This window comes from Streptococcus sp. CF7_Ac1-8, assembly GCF_024295435.1.
GTDB lineage: Bacteria > Bacillota > Bacilli > Lactobacillales > Streptococcaceae > Streptococcus > Streptococcus mitis_AP.
In genome coordinates this window covers 24,033-35,148 of record NZ_JANCPI010000018.1, presented here as the reverse complement: position 1 = coordinate 35,148, position 11,116 = coordinate 24,033, and the positions used below count along the sequence as shown (strand labels likewise).

11 protein-coding genes are annotated in these 11,116 nt (G+C 40.1%); all 11 read right to left on the bottom strand.

All coding sequences use genetic code 11. From position 1 onward, the window contains the following. Nucleotides 1-35 precede the first annotated feature (35 nt). A complete protein-coding gene (gene lacD, locus NMM26_RS08930) occupies nucleotides 36-1,016 on the bottom strand; it encodes a tagatose-bisphosphate aldolase (RefSeq protein ID WP_001229114.1) in 981 nt (326 codons plus the stop codon). A gap of 1 nt (nucleotide 1,017) precedes the next feature. Continuing rightward, a complete protein-coding gene (locus tag NMM26_RS08925) occupies nucleotides 1,018-1,947 on the bottom strand; it encodes a tagatose-6-phosphate kinase (protein ID WP_254754276.1) in 930 nt (309 codons plus the stop codon). A 10-nt stretch (nucleotides 1,948-1,957) separates the two neighbouring features. Then, on the bottom strand, nucleotides 1,958-2,473 hold the full coding sequence (gene lacB / locus NMM26_RS08920) for a galactose-6-phosphate isomerase subunit LacB (protein WP_001216910.1): 516 nt from the start codon (nucleotides 2,471-2,473) through the stop codon (nucleotides 1,958-1,960). Nucleotides 2,474-2,503: 30 nt separating this feature from the next. Then, nucleotides 2,504-2,929: a galactose-6-phosphate isomerase subunit LacA gene (gene lacA / locus NMM26_RS08915; protein WP_000029277.1), complete on the bottom strand. Its 426-nt coding sequence runs from the start codon at nucleotides 2,927-2,929 to the stop codon at nucleotides 2,504-2,506. Between the two features lie 286 nt (nucleotides 2,930-3,215). Next, the gene (locus NMM26_RS08910) at nucleotides 3,216-4,112 is read right to left on the bottom strand and encodes an aldose 1-epimerase family protein (RefSeq protein ID WP_254754275.1); all 897 of its coding nucleotides are present in this window, start codon (nucleotides 4,110-4,112) and stop codon (nucleotides 3,216-3,218) included. Between the two features lie 102 nt (nucleotides 4,113-4,214). After that, a complete protein-coding gene (locus NMM26_RS08905) occupies nucleotides 4,215-5,690 on the bottom strand; it encodes a PTS galactitol transporter subunit IIC (protein ID WP_254754274.1) in 1,476 nt (491 codons plus the stop codon). A 46-nt stretch (nucleotides 5,691-5,736) separates the two neighbouring features. Beyond that, a complete protein-coding gene (locus NMM26_RS08900; protein ID WP_000590547.1) occupies nucleotides 5,737-6,042 on the bottom strand; it encodes a PTS sugar transporter subunit IIB in 306 nt (101 codons plus the stop codon). Between the two features lie 38 nt (nucleotides 6,043-6,080). Beyond that, the gene (locus tag NMM26_RS08895; protein WP_000521972.1) at nucleotides 6,081-6,557 is read right to left on the bottom strand and encodes a PTS sugar transporter subunit IIA; all 477 of its coding nucleotides are present in this window, start codon (nucleotides 6,555-6,557) and stop codon (nucleotides 6,081-6,083) included. Between the two features lie 259 nt (nucleotides 6,558-6,816). Continuing rightward, nucleotides 6,817-8,640, bottom strand: coding sequence for a translation elongation factor 4 (gene lepA / locus NMM26_RS08890; protein WP_001047207.1), 1,824 nt, complete (start codon nucleotides 8,638-8,640; stop codon nucleotides 6,817-6,819). A 78-nt stretch (nucleotides 8,641-8,718) separates the two neighbouring features. Then, entirely contained in the window at nucleotides 8,719-9,447 is a 729-nt protein-coding gene (locus NMM26_RS08885; RefSeq protein ID WP_254754273.1) for a metallophosphoesterase family protein, read from the bottom strand. A gap of 1 nt (nucleotide 9,448) precedes the next feature. Then, nucleotides 9,449-11,116 (bottom strand): DNA repair protein RecN, encoded by a 1,668-nt coding sequence (gene recN / locus NMM26_RS08880; RefSeq protein WP_254754272.1) that lies wholly within the window; start codon nucleotides 11,114-11,116, stop codon nucleotides 9,449-9,451.

Here is an 11,116-nt window from a genome sequence, read left to right as displayed (position 1 = left end):
TTTTAGATTCATGTTCCTAACCTAGGAGGACTTGCTTATACGCGCTCTTTCCATGAAGTTGCTGTTGTTTGAAGAACTTTATTGAGTTCGTCAATGTTTTCAAAACCAGTTGTGCGTAGCCATTCGCGAGCTGCTGCTTCACCATCTTTGATGTAAGCTTCAACTGATCCAGCCCAAGTTGCACGGCCACAAAGAACTCCGTTAAAGTTTGCACCTGATTCATGGGCAAATACAAGAGTATCTTGGAAGAGTTTAGCTGATACACCAGCACTCAAGTAGATGTATGGCAAGTTAGTTGCTTCATCTTGTGCTTTGAAGAAGGCTGCTGCTTCTTCACGTGTATAAACCACTTCACCTTCAGCGAAGCCTTCAACATATTTAATGTTAACAGGAACTTCTACTTTCAAGACATCAATGTTAAAGCGTGGGTCTGAAAAGACTTTCATAGCACCGATAACTTTGTGTGGTTTTACTTTCGCGTATTCTACAGAACCTGCGTCAGCAATTTTTTCATCGTAAGCAAGAATTTCAAGGAAGAATGGGATATCTTCAGCCACACACTCAGAACCGATACGTTCGATGTAAGCTTGTTTTTCTTGGTTAAGTTCGTCTGAGCTATCTACATCATAGTAAAGCAAGAATTTAACTGCATCTGCACCTTCTTCTTTAATACGTTTTGCAGACCAAACATCCAAGCAGTCTGGCAAACGTTTTGTACTTGTTGTGTCATAACCTGTTTTTTCATAAGCAAGGAGAAGACCAGCTTTTTCATCAAGAGCTTTAGTTGCTGGAAGTCCATATTCAGGGTCAAGAAGCATAGATGAAGCGTATTTAGTCAATTCATCTGCTACCAAGACTTTGAGTTCTTCCATTTGAGCCACAGTTGGTTCTTCTGTTTGATGTTGAGCCATAAGGCGTTTCAAAGCACCACGTTGGTCAAATGCAAGAGCTGAGATGATACCATTTTCATCAGAAAGTTTTTCTAAGCGTGCACGTTTTTGTTCTGTTAAAGCCATTTTATACCTCTTTTACTTTTAATTGATCATATAGAGCTTGATAGTTAGCCATGTTGACATGACCAGTCATTTTTTCTTGAGCATTGAGCATACCAAGGACATTTGCCTTGATGAGGAGTTCTGCATCCGATTCTTTATGAAGAAGTCCTGAAGAAATTCCTGCCACAGTAGAATCTCCAGATCCGACAGGGTTGACTACCTGAATTCTAGGAATATCTACCTTGTAGAAAGTGTCGCCATGTTTGGCAAAAGCACCGTTAGCACCAAGTGAAACAATAATCCACTCAATTCCTGCAAACAAAGGTTCTTGGAGAACTTCTTTTAATTCATCCAAATCCTCAGAAACTTCTCTTCCTAGAAGTTGAGATAATTCCTCATTATTTGGTTTGATGACTGTTGGTTTATGTGGTGATTCAAGAACAGCCTGAAGTGCTGCACCAGAGCAGTCCAAGACAACAGGCTTGCCAGCTTGATTAGCAAGTTCTACCAAGCTCGCATAGTAATCAACTGGAAGACCAGCTGGCAGACTACCTGAGATAGCTACTACTTCAACTGACTCCAAGAGTTTTTTGAAATGTTCCAAAAAGTCTTGACCTTCCTGTTCCAATACTTCAGGACCTTTTTCAAGAACTTCTGTTTGGTTGTCTCCGTGAAGAATAGCGATACAGTTACGAGTTTCTCCCTGAATTGAGAAGAAATCTTTCTTTACTTGATCATCGATATTTTCAACCAAAAACTCACCAAGTTTACCACCAACTAAACCAGTAGCAAGAACAGAATCTCCAAATTCTGAAAGTACTCGGGTAACATTGAGTCCCTTACCACCAGCTGTTTTGGTTACATCCACCACACGATTGACAGTATCAATCTTCAACTCATCCAAGGGATAGGAAATATCAATGGATGGGTTCATTGTGACTGTTAAAATCATAAGTCACCTCTTAATCGTGGTATTCTCCGCGATCCCATTTTTCAAGGAATTCAGTGAAGAAGTTTGCGTCTGTTTGTTGAGCATTGTGACTTTCAAGGTGTTCAATTTTCGCAATCAATTTCTTGTTTTCTTCAGATGGTTTGTATTCAGCATGGATGAAAGCTTCAATGATATCACACATGAGCAATTCACCAGTAATCTTACCACCAAATCCGATAACGTTAGCGTTCAATTGCTCTTTAGCATAAAGGGCTGTTGTCATATCACGAACCAAGGCAGAGCGGACACCTGGAACTTTATTTACAGCATTGTTGATACCAACACCAGTACCACAGATACATACTCCAAGATCAGCTTGACCGCTAGTTACAGCTTCCCCTACTTTTTTACCAAAGATTGGGTAGTGAGTACGTGTATGGTCATATGTACCAAAGTCAATGACTTCATATCCTTTTGATTTCAAAAATTCTGAAACCGCCATTTTTTCATCTGTTACGATGTGGTCACATCCAATTGCAATTCTCATTTTTAACTTACCTTTCTTACTGTAATCTAATTAGCACATTTTGTTCAACATGTCGACACGAATTTGGTGACGTCCACCATCGTATTTACCGTTAACAAATCCTTTAGCGATGTTTTTAGCCAATTCATCACCGACAAGTTGTGCACCCATAGTGATCATACGTGAGTTGTTGTGGCCACGAGTCATATAAGCTGAACGTTCGTCAGATACTTCTGCAGCAACCATTCCTTTGATTTTAGTTGCAACCATGAATGGACCAGCACCATAAGCATCAATCACGATACCAAGGTTTTGTTCTTCTTTGTTTACTTCTGCAGCAACAGCAAGAGTCACATCAACAAAGTCTTGACCTTCAGCTGTAACATCCACAACGTGGAAGTTTTCTTTTTCCAAGAAGTCTTTCACAACTTCTTTCAATCTCAAACCTGCAGCATCTGCACCGATAACAATAGACATATTGTATACTCCTTTTTATTTTTCTAGGCTAGTAAAACCTTTTATAGTTAGCACTTGACCTACAAAAGACTTTCTAGCAGTTTATTGACAAATTGGATTGAATGAGATGAATGACACCTTATTCAAGTTTAGGAAAGCTGTTTCCTAGAAATAATCCTTCTCCGCGAAAGAAAATATAACAAGTGATTATTTGTTTGTTACAAACATCATTTGTTGTTTACAAACATAATATACTCCTATTTCCTAAAAAAGTCAACAGTTAGTGTTTGTTTTTGTGTTTTTTTAACTAAAAAATTTCGATATCAAAACCAATTTGATCCACTTGACCAGGTTCTAGGAGACGAACATTCTTCTTATCTTCTAGATGATCTCCTTCTTCAAGGGATGTTGACAAGCCAGACCATGGTTCTAAAGCAATGAAAGTACCTTTATTCAAAGTTGACCAGATGATGATATTTGGAAACTCTGCAAAGTGCACTTTCAATCCCTTATCATGTTTACGAGAACGAAGGGCAATTGTTCTAGATTGCAATTCATCTAAGGTAACTGCATCTGTGCTGAAAAGATCATAATTAAGATCTTTTTCTTTTTGACCCTCTAGCCATGGACTTCTATCTTGAAAATCCAGCATACCTGTTTCTGGGAAAGGACGTGGAACAGAGCAAGTCTCTTCTTTCTCAAACTCTAGATAATAATCTTCATAGATTTCATCATCAAGTAGAGGACAATTAAATCCTGGATGGCCACCAATAAAGTAAGGCATGACCTTGTTGGTTTCTTTATTGAAAATCTTGTATTGAGTTCGTACTGTCTTGCCAGTAAGGATATAAGTGATTTCTAGTCGGAAATGATAAGGATAGTTTTGATAACTATTCTCATCGTCTTCAATTGCAAAAGTTACACTATTATCTGTCTGTTCAACTAATTTAAATTCTTTCTTACGAACCAAACCATGACGAGGAATCTTTCCTTTACTTTCTTGTCCATTATCATCTATATAAAGTGCTGTATCCTCTCTTAATGAACCACAAATGGGAAAGAGAACAGGAGCTTGCCCACTCCAATAAGTAGCATCCCCTTGCCACAAATACTCAAGTCCCTCGGCATCTTTTATAGAAGAAAGAGCCCCACCAAAACTGTTAAATTGAACTCTTAATTGTTCTGATTTTAATTCAATTACCATTATTTTCTCCGATTTCTTGATAGTTTATAAAAAAACTAGGCTGTCACTCCTATCAGGAAAATGACAACCTAGCTTTAACAATTTACATTTTATAGGAGCGCATTATTTTGCTTTTGCTGCATACTCTTCGTTACGTTTGATCATTTGTTTTCTGTACCAAGCAAAGATACCGATATAGAATACAAGGAAGACTACAGCACCAAGGATTGCTTTGACATCACCAGTTGTAGTGTTACCAATTGTCCAACCAAGAAGTTTTTCGATTGGTCCTTCAAGAGTTGAGTGAGTAATCAATTGAGTTTCACTCACACCTGCTGGGAAGGCACCTACACCTTTAGCAAGTTCTGTTGCAAATGGTGCAATAAGTGTACCTGAAAGAAGGAAGAGTGGCAACAAGAGAGTTCCGAAGATAATCATACGGAGCAATTTACCACGAGTTACAACCAAGAGAGCTGGAGTAACACCCATTGCGATGATACCTGCAAGTGGCAAGATACCATTTCCGACTTTTGAAAGAAGCACAGCTTCAATCAACATGATTGGTGCAAGTACGTTGGCACAAGCCCAGATTTCAGCACGACCAGCGATGAATGGCCAGTCAAGACCGATGTTGAATTTACGTCCTTGAAGACGTTTAGTAGCAACGTTTGTAATACCTTGTGAAAGAGGTTCCACAGCGGCGATGAACCATGAACCGATAAGTGAGAAGAGTTCCAAAGATACACCGGCAGTCAAACCAAGAGACAACCATCCTCTGATAACAAGACGCCATTTATCTGCATCGGCAACACCTGCAATTGGATGTGGAGTTCCCATAATACCGATAACGATACCAAGAATGAAACCGATAAAGAATTTAGAACCCCAGAAACCAATTTTCTTGTTCAATTTAGCAGCATCAAAGTCATATTTATCAAGACCTGGGAAGAATTTTTCAAAAATCTTATCCAAAACCATGATAACTGGGTTCATCATGTAGTTCATGTGAGTTGATGTCATTGGTGATGAACTTGGTGCATTAAGAAGGTCATCAAATGTAGGTTTCATCAAGTCAGAGTTGATAATTTTCAACACACCGACAAGGACGATAGCTGCTGTAGCAATCAAGAGTGAAACCCCTTGGCTCACACCATTGTTGTCAGCATACCATTTAATCAAAAGACCTGTGATAGACAAGTGCCAGATATCGAAGATATCAACGTCAAGTGTATCTGTTTTCTTCATAGCTAGCATCACTATGTTGACAATCAACATGATAAGCAAGAAGTATAGTGTCCAAGCAGAACCCCAAGTGATTGTTGCAAGTGGTGCCCAACCAACGTCAGTAATACTCAATTGGATACCTGTGTTTTCAACGAATTTTGCTAGTGATGCTGAGAAAGCAGTGTTTAGCATACCGATGATGGCACCGATACCTGTAAGAGCGATGGCAAGTTTGATACCACCTTCAAGCGCTTTGGAGAATTTCACTCCAAAAAGTAGAGCCAATATTGTCAAAATGATCAACATGATGACAGGACCACCCATATCTAAGACGGGTGTGAAAACCTCTTTGATTAGGTCAAAGATTGCATCCATAACAGTTCCTCCCTTTTTATGTTATATGAATGTTAACAAATTAAAATTAGCTTAACCCGTGTTCTTTGATAGCTGCTTCAATATTGTCAAATACTGGAGCACTCATTGCTGGGATACGGAATAAGATTGGTCCTGCTTCGATAACTGGAATACCTGGGTCAAAACCAAGGTCTGTAGCAGCAATTGGTGTGAAGATGTCATAACCTTTGATAAGATCTTCGTTAACGTCTTTGACCATAACTGCATCACAGTGAACATCGAAACCGCGGTTTGAAAGTTCTTCTTCAAGAGCACTTTTAATTTGGTGGCTTGAGTTAACACCTGCACCGCAGGCGGCAAGAATTTTAATCATATGGATTTCCTCCGATTTAATATTTTTAATAGACAAGATTAAGCAATTGCTTCAGCGATATAAGCATAGAGGGCTTCTGGTTCAGAAATTTTTGATAGGTCTTCAAGATGACCATTTCCAGTAAAGAAGTCCATCAACTGAGCAAGAATGTTTGTTTGACTTGAACTTGAGTTATTAATGATAAAGAAGAGTAAAGATACTTCTACTTCCTTATCTGGTGCAATCATATTGTGGAAGGTCACAGGTTTATCTAATCGAACGACCACAACTTTTTCAGCTAGATTATGAACAATATCTGTATGAGGAATAGCCACATTCGGCAAATCCTTACCCAAAAATTCCATATCTAAGCCAGTTGGAAATGACTTTTCACGCGTGATCAGGGCTTCACGATAAGTCGGAGTTACGATTTCTCGTTCTTCCAATAAAGTTGCAACCTGATCAAAGAGATGTTCTTGATTATCCGCTTCTAAGCAAAACACAAGGTTTTTGTCAAAGAAATGATCTAATCCCATAAGGTTTTCCCTTCTTTCCATTAACTTTATGCTATAAGTATAACACTATATGAAACCGTTGTCAATGATTTTCTGTTGTTTTTTGTCTCTTTTTTTATATTTTTGTTGTTTTTATAGTTTGTTACATAAAAACAAACAAATAAACAAACATTTCAAACATTTTTTCTGTTCTAGAAATAAAAAAAGCAGACCATTTAAGCCTGCTTTACTATTGATTCTTATATATTTTGCTATTAACAAGAAAAACAATTATGATAACTTATTCTTCATCCATACTCAAGACGCTGAGGAAAGCTTCTTGTGGAACTTCTACTGATCCGATAGCTTTCATACGTTTCTTACCGGCTTTTTGTTTTTCAAGGAGTTTGCGTTTACGAGAAACGTCACCACCATAACATTTAGCAAGTACGTTCTTACGAAGGGCCTTGATATCAGTACGAGCTACAATCTTGTGTCCAATAGCTGCTTGGATTGGTACTTCAAATTGTTGACGAGGGATGATTTTCTTAAGTTTATCAACGATGAGTTTTCCACGTTCGTAAGCAAAATCCTTGTGAACGATGAAGCTAAGGGCATCCACCTTGTCTCCATTGAGAAGGATATCCATTTTCACTAGCTTAGATGGACGATACTCTGACAATTCGTAGTCAAAGCTTGCATAACCACGTGTCGAAGACTTAAGCTTGTCAAAGAAGTCAAAGACGATTTCAGCCAGTGGAATTTGATAGATAACATTAACACGGTTATCATCAATATAATCCATAGTCACGAAGTCTCCACGCTTGCGCTGAGCCAATTCCATCACTGCTCCAACAAACTCTTGAGGTACCATGATTTGCGCCTTAACATAAGGCTCTTCAATGGTCGCAATCTTAGTTGGGTCTGGAAACTCAGATGGGTTAGACACATCCATTGACTCACCGTCGGTCAAGTTAACCTTATAGATAACAGATGGAGCTGTCATGATGAGGTCAATGTTGAACTCACGTTCCAAACGCTCTTGGATAACATCCATATGAAGAAGTCCAAGGAAACCACAACGGAAACCAAATCCAAGGGCCTGCGATGTTTCTGGTTCAAACTGAAGACTGGCATCATTCAGTTGCAATTTTTCAAGCGCTTCACGAAGGTCATTATACTTGTTTGATTCGATTGGATATAGACCCGCAAAGACCATAGGATTCATCTGCTTGTAACCATGTAATGGCTCTGCCGCAGGATTGGTTGCCAAGGTAACGGTATCACCCACACGCGTATCCTGAACCGTCTTAATAGAAGCTGCAATATAACCAACGTCACCAGTCGCAAGGAAATCACGACCAACTGCTTTGGGTGTAAAAATACCGACTTCTGTCACATCAAAAGTTTTGCCATTGCTCATGAGCTGAATCTTATCGCCAGGTTTAACCACCCCGTCCATAACACGAACTTGGAGAATAACCCCACGATAAGCATCATAAACTGAGTCGAAAATCAAGGCCTTAAGTGGCGCCGTCACATCACCTGTTGGCGCTGGCACTTTTTCCACGATTTGCTCAAGGATTTCCTCGATACCGATACCAGCCTTGGCAGAAGCCAAAACTGCTTCACTGGCATCCAAACCAATGACATCTTCAATCTCTGTACGCACGCGCTCTGGATCTGCAGCAGGCAGGTCAATTTTGTTAATGACTGGCATGATTTCCAAATCATTGTCCAAGGCCAAATAAACGTTGGCAAGGGTTTGAGCCTCAATCCCTTGGGCAGCATCAACCACCAAAATAGCCCCCTCACAGGCAGCTAGCGAACGTGAAACTTCATAGGTAAAGTCAACGTGCCCCGGCGTGTCAATCAAGTGGAAAATATAAGTTTCCCCATCTTTAGCAGTATAATTCAGCTCGATAGCATTTAGTTTAATGGTAATCCCACGTTCTCGCTCTAAATCCATGCTATCCAAAAGCTGTGCTTGCATTTCACGACTTGAAACCGTCTCTGTTTTTTCCAAAATGCGGTCTGCTAGAGTTGATTTCCCATGGTCAATATGGGCGATAATAGAGAAGTTACGGATCTTCTCCTGTCGTTTTTTCAATTCTTCTAAGTTCATGATTCTCTTCCTTTCAGGGTATCTATTTATTATAAATTGTTTTTGACATTTTGACAAGACCATACCCTGCTAGGAGTACTAATCTTCAGCAACAAAGCCGTCATTTTCGATAAAGTGGTGTTCTGTCATTCCTTGGTCTGTAAAGACAATCCCGTGAAGGACACCACCATAAACAGCTCCTCCATCCATTCCAATCTTGCGATCTTCTGTAGTCCAAAGCTCAGCTGTACCACGCTCTTGCTTTAACAAACCATAAACTGGTGTATGGCCAAAGACAATGGTTTTTCCAGTATGATTTTCTGCTTCGTGGAATGGTTTTCTAAGCCATACTTTCTTGTAATCTGTGGTTTCATGCCAGTCATCCAAGGTCAAATCAATACCTGCGTGAACAAAGATATACTTATCTGTCTCTACCACAAAAGGCATTTGACGAATAAATTCGACCAAGTCTGCTGCTTCAGTAGCAACACGCTTGGCATCTTCTACTCCATCAACCGGTGCATCCAAGGGACGACCTAGGATAGAGTTAATGGTTGTATCTCCACCATTGCGTCGATAGTGGTCATAGCTTTCTTCTGGGTTATCGAGCCAAGTCAAAAACATATACTCGTGGTTTCCTGACAAACAGATTGCCCCTTGATTATCGACCAAGTCCTTAACCATCTCTAGGACACGGCGACTATCTTCACCACGGTCAATCAAATCCCCTAGAAAGAGCAACTGAGTCTGACCATCCCATGTTTTGAGAAGGTCTTCCAGCATCCCAGCTTTTCCGTGAACATCTCCAATCACATAATAGTTTGTCATCTTATTTCTCCCTGTTTCTCAACAATTCTCTGGCTTGTGTCAGGGCTGCTTCCGTCACATCATCACCTGCCAACATCTTAGCAACTTCCTCCACGCGCTCTTCAACCGTCAAGAGACGAACAGTCGAAACCGTTGAATGGTCATTGCTAATCTTTTCAATAAAGAATTGATAATCCGCAATCGCAATCACTTGTGGCAAATGAGAAATAGCCAGAACCTGACCATGCTGGCCAATCTTGTGAATCTTCTGAGCAATCGCTTGAGCTACACGACCTGAAACTCCCGTATCCACTTCATCAAAGACAATACTTGTCTTACCCTCTTTACGAGAAAAGGCAGACTTAATGGCTAGCATGAGACGGGATAATTCCCCGCCAGACGCAACCTTAACCAAGGGTTTAAAGTCTTCACCAGGGTTGGTTGAAATGTAAAACTCGACCATTTCATTGCCTTCACGACTGAATTTGCCCTTGCTAAAACGAACCTGAAACTGGGCTTTTTCCATATAAAGGTCTTGCAATTCTTGTTTAATCTCTGCTTCTAGCTGCTGGGCCAAGTCATGACGAGCAGATGCAAGCTGGCCTGCCAAATCAACAAGATTGACTTCCAATTTCTTGAGCTCTGCTTCCATGTCTTCAGAAGAAAGATTATTGCCTGTCAGGAGATTGTATTCTTCCGTAATCTTGGCAAAATAAAGCAAGACATCGTCCACAGTCCCACCATATTTACGCGTAATGGTATGAAGGAGGTCCAAACGATTCTCGACTTGCATGAGGCGATTTCCATCAAAATCAAGATCCTCAATGATTGCTTCCAAACGTTTGCTAATATCTTCTAAGACATAGTAGGTCTCAGACAAAGAGCTTGAAATTTCACGGTATTCAGGGTCATACTCTTCGACACTTTCCATGTCATTCATGGCTGAACGAACATTGGCCAGACTTGAAAAATCTTCATTGTCTAACATACTGTAGGCATTGGTTAAGGTATCCGCAATATTTTTATGGTTGAGGAGTTTATCTCGCTCTTGGTTAAGAGACAAGTCCTCACCTGCTTGCAAGTTTGCTGCCTCAATCTCTGCCATTTGAAATTCCAACATTTCGATACGTGCCTTGTGTTCCTGTTGGTTTTTCTTGACTTCCAGAACCTGCTTACGCATTTTTCGATAAGCATCAAAACTCGTTTGATAGGTTTCTTTCAATTCCCAAAAAGCTGTATCACCAAATTCATCCAACATCTGGATATGCAGTTGAGGACGCATTAACTCCTCTTGGTCATGCTGACCATGAATATCCACAAGATGTTGCCCAATAGCACGCAAAACAGACAGATTGACCATCTGGCCATTCACACGGCTGATACTACGACCATTTTGCAAGATTTCCCGACGGATGATAATCTCATCACCCATTTCCAAACCTTGCTCATCAAAAATTTCCTGTAAAAGGCGACTATTCTCAACTGAGAAAAGCCCCTCAATCTCTGCCTTTGGCGCACCATGACGAATAACATCTGTCGTCGCACGAGCTCCCAACATCATATTCATGGCATCAATGATAATCGACTTCCCTGCACCCGTTTCACCAGTCAAGACAGTCATCCCCTTTTCAAAATTGAGAGAAATAGCCTCAATAATGGCAAAGTTTTTTATCGAAATTTCAAGTAACAT

What these genes read in the sequence shown, in the direction of transcription:
- recN (WP_254754272.1), bottom strand. Translation starts at nt 11,116, where the DNA reads ATGTTACTTGAAATTTCGATAAAAAACTTTGCCATTATTGAGGCTATT.
- NMM26_RS08910 (WP_254754275.1), bottom strand. Translation starts at nt 4,112, where the DNA reads ATGGTAATTGAATTAAAATCAGAACAATTAAGAGTTCAATTTAACAGT.
- lepA (WP_001047207.1), bottom strand. Translation starts at nt 8,640, where the DNA reads ATGAACTTAGAAGAATTGAAAAAACGACAGGAGAAGATCCGTAACTTC.
- NMM26_RS08895 (WP_000521972.1), bottom strand. Translation starts at nt 6,557, where the DNA reads ATGGGATTAGATCATTTCTTTGACAAAAACCTTGTGTTTTGCTTAGAA.
- NMM26_RS08925 (WP_254754276.1), bottom strand. Translation starts at nt 1,947, where the DNA reads ATGATTTTAACAGTCACAATGAACCCATCCATTGATATTTCCTATCCC.
- lacD (WP_001229114.1), bottom strand. Translation starts at nt 1,016, where the DNA reads ATGGCTTTAACAGAACAAAAACGTGCACGCTTAGAAAAACTTTCTGAT.
- NMM26_RS08900 (WP_000590547.1), bottom strand. Translation starts at nt 6,042, where the DNA reads ATGATTAAAATTCTTGCCGCCTGCGGTGCAGGTGTTAACTCAAGCCAC.
- lacA (WP_000029277.1), bottom strand. Translation starts at nt 2,929, where the DNA reads ATGTCTATTGTTATCGGTGCAGATGCTGCAGGTTTGAGATTGAAAGAA.
- NMM26_RS08885 (WP_254754273.1), bottom strand. Translation starts at nt 9,447, where the DNA reads ATGACAAACTATTATGTGATTGGAGATGTTCACGGAAAAGCTGGGATG.
- NMM26_RS08905 (WP_254754274.1), bottom strand. Translation starts at nt 5,690, where the DNA reads ATGGATGCAATCTTTGACCTAATCAAAGAGGTTTTCACACCCGTCTTA.
- lacB (WP_001216910.1), bottom strand. Translation starts at nt 2,473, where the DNA reads ATGAGAATTGCAATTGGATGTGACCACATCGTAACAGATGAAAAAATG.